The organism is Psychrobacillus sp. MER TA 171 (genome assembly GCF_023713305.1).
Classification (GTDB): domain Bacteria; phylum Bacillota; class Bacilli; order Bacillales_A; family Planococcaceae; genus Psychrobacillus.
The window spans coordinates 103,362-118,916 of record NZ_JAMAWN010000012.1; the positions used below are offsets into that span (position 1 = coordinate 103,362).

A 15,555-nucleotide genomic window follows, 5' to 3' on the forward strand; every position below is an offset into this window, starting at 1 on the left:
ACGAGGATTATATATGGAAAATAAATTAAAGTTATTAGAACATGTTCGCTCGACAGCTCAGTTCGGGATAGAATATACACATAATCCGTATGATATTGAAAGGTATGAAATGATGCAGAGTACTTTGAATTAGCGAAATTAAGAAAAGCATTATTGGATTTGTAAATAACGTTCGACATTACTCGATACGCAGAGTAACACCTTTACTACAATGAACCCAATTGAATGCTTCTATATTAAGAGTTTAAGATTATACTTGAGTACCTAGATGTACCCGTATTAATCAAAAAATATATTTTCAAAGGATTCGGATTCATTCATATAAATTTTATACATAAAGTACATCAAAATAATAACAGCAAAAAGTAAAGATGATTCGCAAATGTGGTCCTCAGTGAGTATAGTTGTTTTAAGCGTGAATTCATTTGGTTTAATAGTAGCGATATGAATTTGATTTATTTTCACTTCTATCTCGTTGCTCCAATTTTCCTCAATTCGTATGTCTTGTTCATCAATATTTCCTATAACACAAAAGTAGAGTAGGCTATTCCCTTGCTTATCTTTCAAAAAATAGGTCTTCTCTTCTGTTTCAATGATGTATGTAGCAACTAGAAAGTTTTTGATATTTCGTTTTTTAATCCCGATCTTAACTTCGGATCCCTTGTGAGCAGTAAATGACACTACACTTCCCTTTTCACATCTTAAAATATCTGCTTCTTCAATGGTTCCAACACTTTCTTTCTCCCTGTTTTCCACTTGAATAACATTCTTTTTTTTCATGTATAACACATCAGTGAATTGATATTGTTTCATTTGTATCTCACCTTTCTCAGTGGCTTATTCATAGTTATACATTTTTTATATCCCTCACTCTAATACTTATTACGATTTAAGCAATATTAAGTTTCAACTACAATATTCTATAATTTGGCCCGATTGTTCATAAAAAAAGACTATAGACAACTCAAATATAAATGAGTTGTCTATAGTCAGAAAGCACTTTGCTAAGTGTCTTTATTATTTATTTTGCATTTTATTCATTTGGTTCATCATTTGTTTCACTTGTTTTTCGGATGGTTTACGACCCATCTGTGCCATCATCATACGTAGCATTTGTTCGTTGATTGGTGGATTTTCTTTCAAATATTTCATCATATATTGACGTGCTGCAAAAAATCCAATTACAACACCACCGATTAAAGCAACAATTACTATAACAACCCATATCCAAGTATCCAATGTTTTTCCTCCTTTACCAACTTCTCTACGTGTACAAGACACCAATTGAAATTATACTATAAATTGGCTAGGCATTCTATATAATTTCTTTTAAAAAATAGCAATTCGAATACTTTTAAGACCAAGTATTCGAATTGCACATAAGAATATTATTTTTGTAGTAAGTTTTTCATTTTAGAAACAACATTTTCTACATTAAATCCGTATTCTTTCATAACGATTTCACCAGGAGCACTTGCACCGAATGTATCGATTGCAATTACGTCCCCTTCGAATCCAACATAACGATGCCAACCAAGAGAAGATCCCATCTCAATCGCAAGACGTTTTGTTAAATTAGAAGGTAGTACTGCATTTTTATATGCCGCATCTTGTTTTTCAAATCTATCCCATGAAGGCATAGAAACTACAGAAACTTGAATTCCTTCTGCCGCTAAAGCTTTTTGAGCTTCTACTGCTAGTCCAACCTCTGAACCTGTTGCAAGTAAGATACCTTCTGCATTTTCTGCTGGAGAAACGACATAAGCACCTTTTGCAACTCCCTCACTTGCTTGTTCCACAGAACCTTTTAGTGTTGGTAGATTTTGACGTGATAGAACTAATACAGTCGGTTGATCTTTAGAAGAAACAGCTAGCTTCCATGCTTCAGCAGTTTCGTTCGAATCAGCTGGTCGTATAACTGATAGACCTGGCATCGCTCTTAGTGATGCTAAGTGCTCAACTGGCTCATGAGTTGGACCATCTTCTCCTACTGCAATACTGTCATGTGTAAATACATAAGTAACTGGTAATCCCATTAAGGCAGATAGACGAATTGCTGGTCGAACATAATCACTAAATACGAAGAATGTACCGCCAAATACATGAAGACCACCATGTAATGCCATACCGTTAAGTGCAGCTCCCATTGCAAATTCACGTACTCCAAACCAGATGTTTTTGCCTGCATAGTTTTCAGCAGAGAAATCGCCAGCATTTTTAATAGTAGTTTTGTTAGAACCAGCTAAGTCAGCACTTCCTCCAAAGAAAGAAGGTAGATTCTGAGCAATTGCGTTAATTGCTTCTCCTGAAGCAGCACGACTTGCCTGTGAAGAACCTTCTTCATATGATTTAAGAGCATCTGCAAAGTTTGCAGGCATTTCTCCTTTAATCGCTTGATTTAAAGTTGCTGCTAATTCTGGGAATTCTTTTTCATATGCTGCAAATTTATCATTCCAAGATGCTTCTTCTTGAACGCCTTGACGTTCTGCAGCTTCCTTGAAAGTCTCGTATACTTCCTCTGGAACATAGAAATCTTCCTCGAATAACCATTTATATTCTGCTTTAGCTAAAAGAGATTCTTCTTTTCCAAGTGGCATACCATGTGCATCTGCTTTACCAGATCGGTTTGGAGAACCAAAACCAATTACTGTTTTAACTTCGATGATTGTTGGTTTATCATTTTGTGATTTAGCTTTATCGATAGCAGCAGAAATAGCTTCGATGTCATTTCCATCTTCTACGTATATATGATTCCATCCATAAGATTCAAAACGCTTAGCTATATTTTCAGAGAAAGATTTATGTAAATCTCCATCTAATGAAATATCATTACTATCATACAATACGATTAATTTATCTAACTTCAAGTGGCCTGCTAGTGAAATAGCTTCAGCAGCTACACCTTCCATTAAATCCCCATCGCCACATAACGCGTACGTATAGTGATCAACAACAGAGTGTCCTTCTTTATTATAAGTGGCAGCTAAATGAGCCTCGGCCATTGCCATACCTACAGCCATACCAATTCCTTGTCCTAATGGACCAGTAGTTGCTTCTACCCCAGCAGTGTGGCGGAATTCTGGATGTCCGGGAGTTTTAGAGTTCCACTGTCTGAAGTTTTTAATCTCTTCCATTGGAAGATCATATCCACCAAGATGTAGCAAGCTGTATAACAGCATAGAGCCATGACCAGCAGATAAAACAAAGCGGTCGCGGTTAAACCAATTAGGGTTGCTCGGGTTGTGGCGTAAATGTTTTGTCCATAACGTATAAGCCATTGGTGCAGCCCCCATTGGAAGACCAGGGTGACCAGAGTTTGCTTTATCGATTGCATCGATAGAAAGAGTACGTATAGTCGTAATTGCTAATAAATCTGATTGTAATGACATGAATGACATCCTCTCGAACAAATTTTTTTCTATATTATTAGTGTAGACAACAATCTCTGTATTATCAAGGTTTCTAAAATGATTAGTTAATTCAGAAATTTACCCTTTTTTGCTTGCTGAACCTTTTCTGGCGTTACATCATTTCCAGAAGGGTCAATAACTTTCACATGTTCAATTGTATCTCTCATCGTCGCTCTAAACGTTTCCAAATATTCTTTGCGTAGTGCACTTTGTTCTTTTGCCTCTTCAATAGATAATCCACTAGACTTAGATTTCTTTGACAGCTCGTTTATACGTGCTAATTTTTCTTTACTTAACATTTAATTTCATCCTTTCAGCTATCTCTTATATAAAGGTATGAAAAAAACACACGAAGTGCAAGTCTTTACTCTTCGTGTGCTTCTTTATATTCAATATATCTTCTATGTACGGTAGCTTTACTTATATGAAATCCTAACCCTTTGAGAGTGGATGTAATTTCCTCATAAGTTAGTCCTGCATTTCTTAACCGGACTATTTCATCAACTGGTATATCTATACGATCTCTTCCTTCAGGATTCCCTCGAGTTTTTAAATTTTTTTCTGGCTTATAACCTTGCGAGATTGCTCGTTTCATCCCACGTTTAATTTTGGCGTTGTGAATTTTGCGTTGATACTCCTCAACTAGGGCAAGAATTTCTAAAAGCATAGAATCCATTTCATTAAGGTTTAATATCCCTTTATCTTGCAATGTAAATACTGTAGTATTCGTTTTCTGCAGCATATGAAGGACTGCCATTCTCCCATTTCCTCTGCCGATTCTAGTTTCATCTTGGACAAATACAGCTTTAATATCATTTTCCTTCACATAATTAAGCATTTCTAGTAGGCCATCTCTCTCCACATCGTACCCACTATGCTGGTCTAAGAATACTTGAGAAACCTCATAACCTTGTTTTGTTGCAAAATCTACTAACTCTTCTTCTTGTCTCTCTAGTGAAGTTTCTTGAGTAGACTTGTCTGTACTTACCCGACAATAAATAACTGATTTCATTCTCCTGCTACCTCTGTTCCATAATTTAAGTGATAGTTCTCACTTACCTTTGGAATTATTATAACATCTCCTGGTTTAATAGAGGTATCATATAAATTATTCATTTCGATAACTTTACTTATCCAGTCTTCTTTTGAATCTTTTATTCCATATTTACTAGCAAGTCCCCAAAGGGAATCTCCTTGTTCTATATGAATTTCGTAATCTTTTTCTGCCGAGATTGTATGTGTAATAGCCATAGTTGTTATGAAAATTAGATTAAGTCCTAAAAATAACGCTAAAAAATAATTGTTTTTTACCCAATTCATGTTAAAACCTCCAAATAAGAATGTTTGTTCGTATCTATAATTTAATACTAATGCGAACATTTGTTTTTGTCAACATATTTTAGAACCTATGTTTGCATATTGTATAGGACACTGTTATACTATTAACAAGTATTAATATAGTAGGTAATTTATTACTAAAAGAGGTGAACTCATTGAAGAAAGCGTCGAAAAGACAGGAAGATATTTTAGCTTTTATAAAAGAAGAGGTTCGTAAAAAAGGCTATCCACCTTCCGTACGTGAAATTGGCGAGGCTGTTGGACTTGCCTCAAGCTCTACAGTGCATGGTCACTTAGCAAGATTAGAGAGTAAAGGGTTAATTCGGAGAGATCCTACAAAACCACGCGCTATTGAAATATTGGACGGTTTGGAAGTTTCTGTGGAAAGACAGGGTGTTGTGCATGTACCTTTGGTTGGTAAAGTTACTGCCGGTATGCCTATAACAGCTATTGAAAATGTTGAAGAATTCTTTCCTTTACCTGAAACGTTTGGTACATCGGACGACCATCTATTCATGTTAGAAATTATGGGTGACAGTATGATTGAAGCTGGAATCTTGAATGGAGATTATGTTGTGGTTAAACAACAACAATCTGCTAATAATGGGGATATTGTAGTTGCAATGACTGAGGACGACGAAGCTACTGTGAAACGGTTCTTTAAAGAAAAAACATATTTTAGATTACAACCAGAAAACTCGACTATGGACCCTATTATTGTGAACCAAGTTTCGATTTTAGGAAAAGTAGTTGGAGTTTACCGACATATCCACTAATAATCTCTTGACTTATTTCCGTATCATAGTATGATTACGTAGAGCCGATATCATATCTAAACTAGAAAGTGGACATTTCTGTTTAGATCATCGAAAAACCCCTTCACATTTATATGTGAGGGGGTTTTGTTTTTACTAATAATTTCTTATCTTGCTTTTACACCTTAAGTCTACACTTCCCCCTCGTCTTTTTATGAAAGAACTTAACAAAAGAGAATCATAATCTACTAACCGTGGAAAGGAAGATTCAAATTGCAATTTCCTTATCGTAACGATTTTCGAAAAACCTTAATACCTTACCTTAAAAATTTGTCTGAAGAAAATTGGGTGAAAGTTCACCCTAATTACTCTAATAATGTAGCCTGGGTAGTATCTCATATAGCCACAAGTGAGGATTTCTGGATCAATGAAATAGCTTTTAAAAAGAAACCTAAAGTTACTGTTGATGCTTATTCACCACCTCGAGAAATCTTAACAGCTTACGAGGAAATCAGAATGGAAACTGATTTTATTCTTAACTCTTTGGATGTTTTACAATTTGAGCAACTTATAGACGTGCCATCATTTTCAGATGGGTGGATCCCTCCATCAGTTCCGACAATTCGTTGGGTATTTCAGCATGTGTATGGTCATGAGGCCTACCATATTGGTCAACTAGCTGTGATTGCCCATCTGAACCAATTTGAAAAACCATTATTCTAACAACTATTACATACATTTCTAATGAAAAATATTAAATACTCTATTTTTCATTTATTTTATACAATTTTCTCCTTTTTTGGTTTTTCTTCTTAAGGTGAAGGGTAAAGTTTTATAGTTCAAGAAAAACCTTCCATCCATGTGTGTTATAACCCAAATAAGAAAAGGAGAGAAAATATGAGGAAAGGACTAAAATTATTATTTTTACTTTCGTGCACTATTTACTTAGTTGCCTGTAATTCAAATGAAGAGGTTACTCCCCCAATAGCTGACAAGGAAAAACGACCAATAGAACTTAAAGCTAGTAAAACAGAGGCAGAAATGGTATCTACTAAAGTACCTGAAAATTTTAAAGATCGAGAAGCCGTTGAAACGTATGTCACGGAAGTTAGGGAAATTTATATGGAGACTACTAATTTAGGAGCTCAGTGGGATGCTTTAAGAATAGGCTCCTCCACAGGAGAGGTAACTCCTCCAGAATTCGCTGAAGTAATTAGAACAGATTTGTTACCCCAAAACATGGCTATTATTGAAGTAATTGAAGCAATAGTCCCTCCGAATGATGAAATTGCTCGTACCCATGAACTTTTCATAGACGCAATCAATAAACAGCATATAGCATTTAGTGAGGTTGCTACTGCTATGGACACATACGATTCCAATAAAATGACCAAGGCGAACGAAATTTTGAGTGAGGTAAGAAAACTTGATCGCGAATTTGGAAGAGAGATGGAGAATTTACTACTTGAATATAATATAGATTGATTCGTAAAAAAATCACATACACCAAAAGACATTAAGATGGCATGATATATTCATGTCCATCTTTTTTTGTTTCCAAAGAACCTCCTTCCCTTTTTCATAACATCTTAGTGAATATATTTCTGACAGACGCTTTCAGTTGTTCAGGTTAAGCCATCATCCTGATGTCGTGACCTGCCGCTACAATCACTTATTTGTAAATGTTAGCGTTTAATCAGGATTTTGCTATTTAAGAAAATACTCATCTATATATTTTTATATCCCCTTAAAACATCCTATTACCAACGCACAAAAGCTATTTTACAAGCGATCATTAACCAAATAGCAGTGACTTCATTTTTTCATCTGAATATATTAAGTAAGTGATTTTTTATTCATCGAAAATAAAAAGAAATCAGCTTAGGAAGGTCGCAGTATGTCCTTCCCTGGCATCGCATTTGTTAGCCCGTTTAATAGATGTATGAAAGATCCGTGTACTAAAAATATAGTACTTTCCAATTACAGGAAGGGGTTAATAAAATGAAGAAATGGTTCATGATAGGGTTACTTTCCCTTATTCTAGGAGTGACTGCCTGTTCTCCATCTTCAAAGGAAGCAAAGCCCGAGAAAGAATCGGTGGAAGTCGTCAAAAAGGAAGAAGAGCCTGAAACTAAAGTAGAAAAAGAAGTTACGAAGGAAGAAGAGAAAACAGAAGTTGTGACAGCTGACAAGGAATTGATACAGTATTATGTCGATGATGTACGAGACGCTTATATGCAGGTATCTGACTTAGCGGTACAGTGGGATGAACTTAGAATGGGTGCATCAAATGGTGAAATCGATAGCTATACATTTGCTACTGCCATTTATGAAGAAATACTGCCCCAAAATATGTTTGTACTAGAAAACATAGAAGCAATCATTCCCCCTAATGATGATATTGCAGCTACCCATGAGTTACTAATAGATGCCATTAGCAAGCAGCACATTGCATTTAGTGAGGTTGCAGCCGGTATGGATGCCAACGATCCCGATAAAATCACAAAAGCAAATGAAATTTTAAATGAAGTACGAAAATTGGATCGTGAGTTCGGCAGAAAAATGGAGACACTCATCAAGGAATATGGAATAGATTAATATAGCTATAACAAAGAAAGAACATAAAAAATGGGCTGGTAAACATTTTGCCAAGCTCATTTTTTAATATAGTACAAACTTATTTTAATAAGGTTTAAATAAACTGATTATAGCCATTAAAACTAGTATCAAAGAGATCATCATAAATGTATAACCCATAAATGCTTTGTTCTCTTTTTTTAAATCGTTTAACCCTAATAGAAAACAATTTGCACCTATGAACAACGCCATAAACGGTAATAAATTCAGTTCGGTTAGTAAATCTAAAACACCAAAAACAATTGCACATACCAACAAGGTTACTCTTATTTTTTTAAACATCAATACACCTCTTCACTTGTACCATTCCTGATGAACCTTTTACACCACCTGCTACGATATTTATTTACGCATAATATTTTTTGTGGAATGTATCTTTCTCCCCCTAATCTATAGAAGTAGACACTTCATATATCCCCTGTTAGAAAATCACCAAAATAATTTTATTCTCGCCACGTCTTCATACACTATTCTCCTTTCTAACAATGAACTCCTTTATCTTTCCTTTTTTAGTAATTAAATCTCTGTCATAACTCATAAAAAATAACATTATTGGGCAACCTCTTAATGTTTAAACAAATCTTTTCTTATGATTGGTGGAGAAATATATGGGAAAGTCAAAAAAGCCTTTTTATAAAAAATGGTGGTTCTGGGTAATTGTCATTATTATAATCATTGTATTAACTACAGGTGGCGGAGATGAAGACGCTACAAATGATACCGCAACTGATCAAACTACAAACAAAACGGATGATACTACTACCTCTGACAAACCTACAGAGGAAAAAGTGGAAACCAAAAAGAATGATGACGGGAAGATTAAATCGGGGACTTACAAGGTTGGGACCGATATTCCAGCTGGAGAATATATAGTGTTTGCAAAAGGCTACACGTATATCGAGAGCTCTAAAGATAGCTCCGGAGCATTGGAAAGTATTATTTTTAACGATAACTTAAGTAAGGGTGCAAATTCCTATGTGACTCTTAAAGATGGAGAATATTTTAAATTCCAGGATGGAGAAATGTATGCGGTGGACCAGGCACCTTCAGTTATTCCAGAAGATGGTGTCTACACGGATGGTATGTATAAGATTGGAAAAGATCTCCCTGCCGGAGAATATAAAATCACATTAGGTACTGATGCTGAATTAGGTTATTACGAAGTATCTAAGAGCAGCTCTCATCAGCTGGAAGATATCGTAACGAATGAAAATGTACAAGCTGATACTTATCTAACTGTTTCAGATGGTCAGTATTTGAAGCTGCAAGGAGTCATCATAAATACAAAGTAGATGAAGAAAAGCGTGGAGTAAATACCCACGCTTTTTCTATTTGATGCATCCTTTTTATTTTACTCTTAATACTTGACCAACATAAATCGTATAATTGGAGTCAAGACCATTCCAATCTTTTATCTGCAGAACTGTACTACCGTATCTTTGGCTAAGTCCATAGACAGTGTCTCCGCTTACAACCGTGTGATAAACAGCTGTAGCCTTTTTAGGAAGCCCAAAGGACTTTACGATACCATTTACATGACCTCTAGCTAAAGATTCAATGAAAGAGGAAGTCTTGAGCTTAGCTGCATCGTTGGCATTATCAATAAACCCGTTTTCTGTAAGAATCGAAGGCATATTCGATTCACGTAGGACATGGAAATTAGCTGTTTTCTTTCCTCTATCCGAAAAATTAACAAGCTTCAATATTTCAGAGTGAATATTCGTTTGATACGTAGTAGTAGGAGAGCCGCTACCTGGATATATATAATCCTCATAGCCTGTCCCACCTCCAGCATTAATATGAATTGAAACGAAATAATCTGCTCCCCAAGCATTTGCTTGGTTCGTGCGCTCCTGTAAAGACAAAAATGAGTCTCCCGTCCGACTCATCAAAATACTTACATTGTTGTATTCTGCCAAAAGGATATTTTTTACACGTGTCGCAATTTGCAGCGTTAAATTTTTCTCCTGTAAGCCATTCCCCACTGCTCCTGGATCTGTTCCTCCATGACCTGGATCAATAAAAATTTTTACCATAATCAATCACCTCTTCTAATTTTTTTGTTTTTTTATCAAAGACATTTTTTCTTACCTTTTACTACACCAATGGAATCACCCCTTTCAATAAAAAGAGCCACCCATAGAGGGCAGCTCAATTTGGTTTTCTATATGTTAATGCTCTTTTACTATCAGATAAATGCTGTGTCGTAGGATCTTGTACCAACCCAATCATAGAAAACAGACCAAACACTACATTTACAACCGCTAGCACCCACGTCTCTAGTTCATGAGATAAAGTATATTCTGTAATCTTTAGATGTTTGAAAGCTATAAGCAAAAGTTCTGTTAAAATAAACAATTGGGAAAGGAAGCCCATGACCCAAATCTTATTTTGCAAACGAACCTTCCAGTTAATGTTCATACATTTGCCACCTCCTGTATGAGGGACAATTCTTCAATCCGTTTGTTCGCTAGTTTAGTACCTTCTTCCATTCGAGTTAATCTTTCCGATAAAATCTCCCGTTGCTTTTCCAGCGCCTTTATTTCTCTTTGAATTACCTCCACTCCCCTGCTGATCGTATCGAGCTTTGTTTCAATTACCGCAGTTCTAGCTGCCTCCGCCTTCACATCCTTGTCTCTGTTGCGGCTATAAGTGAGCAATCCTACAAAAAAACCTAATACTGTACATCCCATCCCGATAAATAATTCCATTCCCTCACTCCTTTTGGGGAAAGAAAAAGAACGTTCCCAAAATAGGAACGTCCTTTTTGTTTCTCCGTTATTTTTTTTATCTCTTCCTAGTTTATATTAAAACATATTAATATCGAAAATTTGTGCCATCAATGTGCCATCTTTTGTGGAAGGATTTCAAAAAAATTTCTATATCAGAAAGCAGAATTGATTTCCGCGCCAGCCGGACGCTTTCCCGGGGGGTGAGCGTTAAGCCATCACCCGTCGCTTACGCGCGCGGATGTGATGTTTTAACTGTCTCACTCATCCCACAGGAGTCGCCGTCTGTCGCTCCAATCAATAAATGGGGAACGCAAGCTTCATTCATAGAATCCATTTATAAAATTATCTTACATAAAAAGAAAAGAATAGCTTACTCTGATCACATTTGAATTGTACCTTTGTACTGGTTACGGTCATGATAAAAGCTAAATTTTTAGTCAAAATTCAACAAGATAATTATTTCTAAAAATCTATCATCCCCCCAAAGTATCAAACATTCTATAGGTTATATTAAATCATACTTCAAACAAAATAGTGTGCCTTAAAAGTGCCATTCTATTTCACTGCTTAAAAGACGCAACTCATTATTTAAACTCTCCCTCTTTTCTTTCCAGACAACTATGTCCATAGCTATTGCAAGATTCTGAAAGGCAGATGCTTTAATACGGTAATACTGACGATGAGACAGATGCAGTTCGGTGTAAACTTCATAATCATACACCTCTTCCTTACCAAAATATTTCATCGTGATAATTGATCTTTCTTTATAGGATAATCTATTAACCGCACTTATTATTTTCTCCATCACTTTTTCTCTTTTTCTTGCATAATCAACATTTTTCAAAGCAGATTTTTCTGTGGATGATCCATTAAAACCCCCTGAGGGAGGGACGAGAGAATATTGAGTTGTGATAGTAGGCATTTTATCAAGAGAAGATTGAAGCAAATACATCCTGAATTCTGCAATAGAACGTTCTACTGCCTTTTTGGTCTTTTTAGAATCTATTAGTGAGTTCATATTAAATACCTCCTTTAAAATAGTAAAATCATTATCATTTTTCTGCTGGACTCGTCTAAAAAAAGAAATCATGCTAATCAAGAAAAGCGCAATCGCCTATGTCTGCCCCGACAGGCAAATGGAGAAATGCGAGGAGGCAGCTCCTCGGCCACCGGAGCTAGACAATAAAAAAAGACACAAAACTTGGATTCAAGTTTGTGTCCTGGTTATTCCAGTAACGATTATATTCTTTTAGTTGATTGAATCTCGATATGAGTAGGTTTTCCATTTTGCCAAGTGATAATTTGTTTACCGAACCCATACTGCGGGCTTTCCACTAACTTCATCTTTCCGTCCTTAATCAGACATACGGCTTGTTCCTCTTGACTCTTCTCTTTACTTTTCATACATATCTCCTCCCTTCCTCTAACTATGGCAGGCTTATCAACAGAATGATTTATTCAAAGATCCTTATTACCAACTACCAAACATACTTGCTAGCAGGCTTTTATGATAGTGATTAAATTTTGTCTCCCTCGACTGTTCCTTTACTTTAAGATATTCCTCATACCCCCTACTTTTTGAAACGACAAACCACATTTCATAAGGATCCTTCAGCTTTCCATCATTGAAATACCATACATCTAACAAATAGGCGTCTTTCTTCATATTAGTTCTCCCTCCATTAAAGTAACCATTTTGGTGACTTTAACTTAAAATTTTTTATTCCGATACTTAACAAAAATGCTTAAGCTAACTTGTGGAAATAATATATCACCATATTGGTTACTTGTAAATGGTATAATAGCATTACTCATAAATTTAATTCCCATTTTGGTGACTTTATTATATAATTGAATAATCACTAATGCAGGAGGAAAAACAGAATATGGAACTGACTAATTACGTAGGAGAACAGATTAAAAAATGGCGCATCATGAGAAATATGAACCAAGAAGAATTGGCTGAAAAGTTGCATACGACCAAACAAACTATTTCCCGTTATGAAAAAGGAGAAAGGAAGGCCAATCAAGAAATACTATATGAGCTAGCTAAAATCTTAAATGTGTCCATTAATGAGTTTTTCCCACCACTGGAATCTAAAAAAGAAAAAAACATCGTAACAATAGCAGCGCATATAGATGAGGATGTCACTGAGGAAGAAATGGAAGATATTAAAAAATATATTGAGTTTATCAAGTCCCAAAGAAAATAAATTCTCTTGTTATAGGGGTGTATTTGCATGAGTTATGAAAAGCTTTTGATGGAATATCCACAAATCTGCATTATAGAAAAGGATTTGCCAAAAGGACTTTCAGGGCTATACTATGACAATAATATTGAAATTAATAAGTCACAGTCCTCCTATGAAAAACATTGCATCTTAGCTGAAGAGCTGGGTCATTATGAAACAACTGTTGGTAACATTACAGATTTAACTAATACTAACAATCAAAAGCATGAGTTAATCGCAAGAAGATGGGGGTACGAAAAAATAGTCTCTCTCGAACATTTAGTCGAATGTTATCTTCACGGGTATACGACTGCAGAAGAAATTTGCTTGCACCTTGAGATTACTCCAAGCTTTTTAAATGATGCATTAAAGGTTTATAAGCAGCGTTATGGGATTTCCATACACTATAAAAATTATGAATTGTTTTTTGACCCTTTAAATATCATAAAGAAATGATTGTATAACACTACTAACGTGAACCCATGTAAGGAGGAGGCTTCCTATGAACTTGAAAAGTATTATCGGAATGTGTGTAAGCTTCATTTTATTGGTCAATTTGTTCATTTATATATTTATCAGAAAGGCGATCATGCTAGCTGATTTTCCTATTAACTACAAAATGCATGAATTGGACTCCTTTTTCTTTTTAATTTTACTTACTTCCTTCGTTCTAGTCGTCTTCTTATTATTTTCGGATAAATTCCTAAAAATAAACTTAGGCATTGTAGCTTTGATAACAGCCTATAGAACTTTTATATATTTTAAACATAAGACCTCATTTAATAGTCCTATGACTAATGATTTAAATGAATATCTAATTTGGATGTTTTTATTTCCGCTAATCATTGGCCTTGTTCTTTTAATTACTAACAATCGACCTAAGGTAACATAATTTTATCTATTTACTGACAGCCATATTTCTGTAACGAGTTATATTGAACTGCTCTTCACATTTTCCATCCAAATAGATTGAGCAAAGGAGTTTAAATCTCCCACGTAGCGGTTTACTCCATCTACGTGATAAAAGGTACTTGTTTGATCGAAGTTATAGGAGGATTTGCATGTAGAAAATAAATATATACTTTTTCCCAAGGCTAAGGCTATCCCCATCTCTATGTGGCTACCCTTTCCAGCTGGAAGTATCACAATCAGTACCTCAGATTCACTTACAGCCTTCATCTCTTTTTTACCGATATCAGCGAGACACGCATATGACTCCGCTTTTTGATTTTCAGTCCAATCGTATGTATGGTTCCATCCTTTTTGTCTAAGTAATTTTGCCAGCTCCCTTACTTGCCGGACATTCTGAAAGCTTGAAGCAATATAAAAGTTCATGTATGCCCCTCCCCTATGTATTACCAAGGTATAATTTCTAGTAATGGCCATTTTTCTTTCCATTTCGTCGATTTGCTCTCATAAATCTCTTGAGTAACTAATAGTTTGTTAGGTCTAACAACCATCGAGAACAAATCATTAAAACCATACGGAGAATATATGGTGTACAATCCATTATGCTCTAACCTAACCCCTATAGCAGTCGCTGTCGTCGGCCAGCTGTCAATTGCTGTCTCAATCGACATATATGGTTTAATAGGAAATCCAAATTTACTTTCATACCAAAAATGAACTCTTGCTTGATTTTTTACGTCTAACTTAAAAGAAAAATCACCAAGAATTCTCTCTAATTCTTTCTTTAGCTTTGTTTCATGATGTACATCTAAATTATATTTATCGTAATATACAATGTCGATGTCTGAAATTCCATACTCCAGTGGATATCCTGATATTTCGTTCCATATAGTATTTGTAACACTACCTGCTCCCACATAATATTCAAATGGCGGATCTAATTGCATGAGAGCTCTCAATACACTACACTACTCATAGATTTGCTTTTTTTTAGTGTTTCTAACAATCTATCCTCATACAAAAGGTTTCCTCCCATTTTAATCATTCATAGTCCAAACTCTATATAAAATTATATCGTTTACATTTATTTTATCTCTGTGCACAGCAACCTTCACATTTAGGTAATCAGCCCATTTTGGTAGAAGTTCACTGAGACTAGCGGTCACCTTTTCATCGGGAGTGGCATATCCAACATTCTTTTTATTTACTAAGCAATCCAAGAAATCTACATACAATGAATCGGACCACTCGTATACTTCCATTTCCATATCGAAAATCCTATTATCCTCCACGTATTGACCATTTATCCATTGTATTTCCATTCCCATCCCCCTCGTATATTAGTAATAAGAGCTCGTATATTAGTAATAAGAGCTCTTTCCGATAGAATTTCCAGTTGATCCGGACAGCTGGAGGATCTGTTGGATTTCCTATAGGAAGTGGTCGCCTCTTGGCTCCCTCACCCTTTTTATGTTTTACCTGTTTGACCCCTGCTTTACCGAGGGAGCCAAAAAGGAAAAGTCTATTTTTAACATGACTAAAT

At 35.4% G+C, this 15,555-nt stretch carries 27 protein-coding genes; 10 read left to right on the plus strand and 17 right to left on the minus strand.

Annotated elements, in window-relative coordinates; translation table 11 throughout:
* Positions 1-13 precede the first annotated feature (13 nt).
* Positions 14-133 carry an NUDIX hydrolase N-terminal domain-containing protein gene (locus M3627_RS21065; protein WP_169360807.1) on the plus strand — a complete coding sequence of 40 codons (120 nt, stop codon included), beginning with the start codon at positions 14-16 and terminating at the stop codon, positions 131-133.
* 146 nt (positions 134-279) lie between these two features.
* On the opposite strand, the gene M3627_RS12705 is transcribed toward M3627_RS21065, so the two are convergent.
* The 6 genes from M3627_RS12705 to yneA form a co-directional block, all read right to left on the minus strand.
* A complete protein-coding gene (locus tag M3627_RS12705) occupies positions 280-813 on the minus strand; it encodes a hypothetical protein (protein ID WP_169360806.1) in 534 nt (177 codons plus the stop codon).
* 204 nt (positions 814-1,017) lie between these two features.
* Positions 1,018-1,239 (minus strand): YneF family protein, encoded by a 222-nt coding sequence (locus tag M3627_RS12710; protein ID WP_144537029.1) that lies wholly within the window; start codon positions 1,237-1,239, stop codon positions 1,018-1,020.
* A gap of 149 nt (positions 1,240-1,388) precedes the next feature.
* Positions 1,389-3,389, minus strand: a complete 2,001-nt coding sequence (gene tkt, locus M3627_RS12715) for a transketolase (protein ID WP_169360805.1) — start codon at positions 3,387-3,389, stop codon at positions 1,389-1,391.
* A gap of 86 nt (positions 3,390-3,475) precedes the next feature.
* A complete protein-coding gene (locus M3627_RS12720) occupies positions 3,476-3,709 on the minus strand; it encodes a DUF896 domain-containing protein (protein ID WP_169360804.1) in 234 nt (77 codons plus the stop codon).
* A gap of 65 nt (positions 3,710-3,774) precedes the next feature.
* Positions 3,775-4,422 carry a YneB family resolvase-like protein gene (locus M3627_RS12725; RefSeq protein ID WP_169360803.1) on the minus strand — a complete coding sequence of 216 codons (648 nt, stop codon included), beginning with the start codon at positions 4,420-4,422 and terminating at the stop codon, positions 3,775-3,777.
* Positions 4,419-4,730 (minus strand): cell division suppressor protein YneA, encoded by a 312-nt coding sequence (gene yneA / locus M3627_RS12730; RefSeq protein ID WP_251555985.1) that lies wholly within the window; start codon positions 4,728-4,730, stop codon positions 4,419-4,421. The genes M3627_RS12725 and yneA overlap by 4 nt, the downstream gene beginning before the upstream one ends.
* A 173-nt stretch (positions 4,731-4,903) precedes the next feature.
* Between yneA and lexA the strand changes: the two genes are divergently transcribed.
* The 4 genes from lexA to M3627_RS12750 all read left to right on the plus strand — a co-directional run bounded on the left by lexA (position 4,904) and on the right by M3627_RS12750 (position 8,101).
* Complete coding sequence (gene lexA, locus M3627_RS12735; RefSeq protein WP_169360801.1) at positions 4,904-5,524, plus strand: transcriptional repressor LexA; 621 nt, start codon at positions 4,904-4,906, stop codon at positions 5,522-5,524.
* Positions 5,525-5,776: 252 nt separating this feature from the next.
* A complete protein-coding gene (locus M3627_RS12740; RefSeq protein WP_251555990.1) occupies positions 5,777-6,226 on the plus strand; it encodes a DinB family protein in 450 nt (149 codons plus the stop codon).
* A 174-nt stretch (positions 6,227-6,400) separates the two neighbouring features.
* On the plus strand, positions 6,401-6,988 hold the full coding sequence (locus tag M3627_RS12745) for a hypothetical protein (RefSeq protein WP_169360799.1): 588 nt from the start codon (positions 6,401-6,403) through the stop codon (positions 6,986-6,988).
* 516 nt (positions 6,989-7,504) lie between these two features.
* Positions 7,505-8,101, plus strand: a complete 597-nt coding sequence (locus tag M3627_RS12750) for a hypothetical protein (RefSeq protein ID WP_251555993.1) — start codon at positions 7,505-7,507, stop codon at positions 8,099-8,101.
* Positions 8,102-8,185: 84 nt separating this feature from the next.
* Here the strand turns inward: M3627_RS12750 and M3627_RS12755 are convergent, their stop codons facing one another.
* Positions 8,186-8,422, minus strand: a complete 237-nt coding sequence (locus tag M3627_RS12755) for a hypothetical protein (protein WP_251555996.1) — start codon at positions 8,420-8,422, stop codon at positions 8,186-8,188.
* 326 nt (positions 8,423-8,748) lie between these two features.
* On the opposite strand from M3627_RS12755, the gene M3627_RS12760 reads away from it, so the two are divergent.
* Entirely contained in the window at positions 8,749-9,432 is a 684-nt protein-coding gene (locus M3627_RS12760) for an Rv1352/Rv1906c domain-containing protein (protein WP_251555997.1), read from the plus strand.
* A 54-nt stretch (positions 9,433-9,486) separates the two neighbouring features.
* On the opposite strand, the gene M3627_RS12765 is transcribed toward M3627_RS12760, so the two are convergent.
* The 4 genes from M3627_RS12765 to M3627_RS12780 form a co-directional block, all read right to left on the minus strand.
* Complete coding sequence (locus M3627_RS12765) at positions 9,487-10,176, minus strand: N-acetylmuramoyl-L-alanine amidase family protein (protein ID WP_169360795.1); 690 nt, start codon at positions 10,174-10,176, stop codon at positions 9,487-9,489.
* A gap of 115 nt (positions 10,177-10,291) precedes the next feature.
* Positions 10,292-10,561: a phage holin gene (locus M3627_RS12770; RefSeq protein ID WP_251556000.1), complete on the minus strand. Its 270-nt coding sequence runs from the start codon at positions 10,559-10,561 to the stop codon at positions 10,292-10,294.
* On the minus strand, positions 10,558-10,851 hold the full coding sequence (locus M3627_RS12775) for a hypothetical protein (protein ID WP_251556002.1): 294 nt from the start codon (positions 10,849-10,851) through the stop codon (positions 10,558-10,560). The genes M3627_RS12770 and M3627_RS12775 overlap by 4 nt, the downstream gene beginning before the upstream one ends.
* Before the next feature lie 562 nt (positions 10,852-11,413).
* Complete coding sequence (locus M3627_RS12780; protein ID WP_251556004.1) at positions 11,414-11,890, minus strand: ArpU family phage packaging/lysis transcriptional regulator; 477 nt, start codon at positions 11,888-11,890, stop codon at positions 11,414-11,416.
* A 70-nt stretch (positions 11,891-11,960) separates the two neighbouring features.
* Between M3627_RS12780 and M3627_RS12785 the strand changes: the two genes are divergently transcribed.
* The gene (locus M3627_RS12785; RefSeq protein WP_251556006.1) at positions 11,961-12,125 is read left to right on the plus strand and encodes a hypothetical protein; all 165 of its coding nucleotides are present in this window, start codon (positions 11,961-11,963) and stop codon (positions 12,123-12,125) included.
* Here M3627_RS12785 and M3627_RS12790 read toward each other — a convergent pair.
* Positions 12,112-12,276 carry a DUF3954 domain-containing protein gene (locus M3627_RS12790; protein WP_251556008.1) on the minus strand — a complete coding sequence of 55 codons (165 nt, stop codon included), beginning with the start codon at positions 12,274-12,276 and terminating at the stop codon, positions 12,112-12,114. The genes M3627_RS12785 and M3627_RS12790 overlap by 14 nt on opposite strands.
* Positions 12,277-12,343: 67 nt before the next feature.
* Positions 12,344-12,538: a hypothetical protein gene (locus tag M3627_RS12795; protein ID WP_251556010.1), complete on the minus strand. Its 195-nt coding sequence runs from the start codon at positions 12,536-12,538 to the stop codon at positions 12,344-12,346.
* A gap of 220 nt (positions 12,539-12,758) precedes the next feature.
* On the opposite strand from M3627_RS12795, the gene M3627_RS12800 reads away from it, so the two are divergent.
* Genes M3627_RS12800 through M3627_RS12810 form a run of 3 tightly spaced genes read left to right on the plus strand, consistent with a single transcriptional unit; the run spans position 12,759 to position 13,995 of the window.
* A complete protein-coding gene (locus M3627_RS12800) occupies positions 12,759-13,085 on the plus strand; it encodes a helix-turn-helix domain-containing protein (protein ID WP_169360789.1) in 327 nt (108 codons plus the stop codon).
* A 27-nt stretch (positions 13,086-13,112) separates the two neighbouring features.
* Positions 13,113-13,559, plus strand: a complete 447-nt coding sequence (locus tag M3627_RS12805; protein WP_251556011.1) for an ImmA/IrrE family metallo-endopeptidase — start codon at positions 13,113-13,115, stop codon at positions 13,557-13,559.
* Between the two features lie 46 nt (positions 13,560-13,605).
* Positions 13,606-13,995, plus strand: coding sequence for a hypothetical protein (locus M3627_RS12810; RefSeq protein ID WP_169360787.1), 390 nt, complete (start codon positions 13,606-13,608; stop codon positions 13,993-13,995).
* A gap of 38 nt (positions 13,996-14,033) precedes the next feature.
* On the opposite strand, the gene M3627_RS12815 is transcribed toward M3627_RS12810, so the two are convergent.
* The 4 genes from M3627_RS12815 to M3627_RS12830 all read right to left on the minus strand — a co-directional run.
* Complete coding sequence (locus M3627_RS12815; protein ID WP_251556012.1) at positions 14,034-14,438, minus strand: nucleoside 2-deoxyribosyltransferase; 405 nt, start codon at positions 14,436-14,438, stop codon at positions 14,034-14,036.
* Positions 14,439-14,458: 20 nt separating this feature from the next.
* Positions 14,459-14,959 carry a nucleotidyltransferase family protein gene (locus M3627_RS12820; RefSeq protein WP_251556015.1) on the minus strand — a complete coding sequence of 167 codons (501 nt, stop codon included), beginning with the start codon at positions 14,957-14,959 and terminating at the stop codon, positions 14,459-14,461.
* A 90-nt stretch (positions 14,960-15,049) separates the two neighbouring features.
* Positions 15,050-15,334 carry a hypothetical protein gene (locus M3627_RS12825; protein WP_251556017.1) on the minus strand — a complete coding sequence of 95 codons (285 nt, stop codon included), beginning with the start codon at positions 15,332-15,334 and terminating at the stop codon, positions 15,050-15,052.
* Positions 15,294-15,555 (minus strand): hypothetical protein (locus M3627_RS12830; RefSeq protein WP_251556020.1); only part of this gene is annotated, 262 nt, incomplete at its 5' end. The genes M3627_RS12825 and M3627_RS12830, both read right to left, overlap by 41 nt.

What these genes read in the sequence shown, in the direction of transcription:
- M3627_RS21065 (WP_169360807.1), top strand. Translation starts at nt 14, where the DNA reads ATGGAAAATAAATTAAAGTTATTAGAACATGTTCGCTCGACAGCTCAG.
- M3627_RS12705 (WP_169360806.1), bottom strand. Translation starts at nt 813, where the DNA reads ATGAAACAATATCAATTCACTGATGTGTTATACATGAAAAAAAAGAAT.
- tkt (WP_169360805.1), bottom strand. Translation starts at nt 3,389, where the DNA reads ATGTCATTACAATCAGATTTATTAGCAATTACGACTATACGTACTCTT.
- M3627_RS12720 (WP_169360804.1), bottom strand. Translation starts at nt 3,709, where the DNA reads ATGTTAAGTAAAGAAAAATTAGCACGTATAAACGAGCTGTCAAAGAAA.
- M3627_RS12725 (WP_169360803.1), bottom strand. Translation starts at nt 4,422, where the DNA reads ATGAAATCAGTTATTTATTGTCGGGTAAGTACAGACAAGTCTACTCAA.
- yneA (WP_251555985.1), bottom strand. Translation starts at nt 4,730, where the DNA reads ATGAATTGGGTAAAAAACAATTATTTTTTAGCGTTATTTTTAGGACTT.
- M3627_RS12745 (WP_169360799.1), top strand. Translation starts at nt 6,401, where the DNA reads ATGAGGAAAGGACTAAAATTATTATTTTTACTTTCGTGCACTATTTAC.
- M3627_RS12750 (WP_251555993.1), top strand. Translation starts at nt 7,505, where the DNA reads ATGAAGAAATGGTTCATGATAGGGTTACTTTCCCTTATTCTAGGAGTG.
- M3627_RS12755 (WP_251555996.1), bottom strand. Translation starts at nt 8,422, where the DNA reads ATGTTTAAAAAAATAAGAGTAACCTTGTTGGTATGTGCAATTGTTTTT.
- M3627_RS12760 (WP_251555997.1), top strand. Translation starts at nt 8,749, where the DNA reads ATGGGAAAGTCAAAAAAGCCTTTTTATAAAAAATGGTGGTTCTGGGTA.
- M3627_RS12765 (WP_169360795.1), bottom strand. Translation starts at nt 10,176, where the DNA reads ATGGTAAAAATTTTTATTGATCCAGGTCATGGAGGAACAGATCCAGGA.
- M3627_RS12770 (WP_251556000.1), bottom strand. Translation starts at nt 10,561, where the DNA reads ATGAACATTAACTGGAAGGTTCGTTTGCAAAATAAGATTTGGGTCATG.
- M3627_RS12775 (WP_251556002.1), bottom strand. Translation starts at nt 10,851, where the DNA reads ATGGAATTATTTATCGGGATGGGATGTACAGTATTAGGTTTTTTTGTA.
- M3627_RS12780 (WP_251556004.1), bottom strand. Translation starts at nt 11,890, where the DNA reads ATGAACTCACTAATAGATTCTAAAAAGACCAAAAAGGCAGTAGAACGT.
- M3627_RS12785 (WP_251556006.1), top strand. Translation starts at nt 11,961, where the DNA reads ATGCTAATCAAGAAAAGCGCAATCGCCTATGTCTGCCCCGACAGGCAA.
- M3627_RS12790 (WP_251556008.1), bottom strand. Translation starts at nt 12,276, where the DNA reads ATGAAAAGTAAAGAGAAGAGTCAAGAGGAACAAGCCGTATGTCTGATT.
- M3627_RS12795 (WP_251556010.1), bottom strand. Translation starts at nt 12,538, where the DNA reads ATGAAGAAAGACGCCTATTTGTTAGATGTATGGTATTTCAATGATGGA.
- M3627_RS12800 (WP_169360789.1), top strand. Translation starts at nt 12,759, where the DNA reads ATGGAACTGACTAATTACGTAGGAGAACAGATTAAAAAATGGCGCATC.
- M3627_RS12805 (WP_251556011.1), top strand. Translation starts at nt 13,113, where the DNA reads ATGAGTTATGAAAAGCTTTTGATGGAATATCCACAAATCTGCATTATA.
- M3627_RS12810 (WP_169360787.1), top strand. Translation starts at nt 13,606, where the DNA reads ATGAACTTGAAAAGTATTATCGGAATGTGTGTAAGCTTCATTTTATTG.
- M3627_RS12815 (WP_251556012.1), bottom strand. Translation starts at nt 14,438, where the DNA reads ATGAACTTTTATATTGCTTCAAGCTTTCAGAATGTCCGGCAAGTAAGG.
- M3627_RS12820 (WP_251556015.1), bottom strand. Translation starts at nt 14,959, where the DNA reads ATGCAATTAGATCCGCCATTTGAATATTATGTGGGAGCAGGTAGTGTT.
- M3627_RS12825 (WP_251556017.1), bottom strand. Translation starts at nt 15,334, where the DNA reads ATGGAAATACAATGGATAAATGGTCAATACGTGGAGGATAATAGGATT.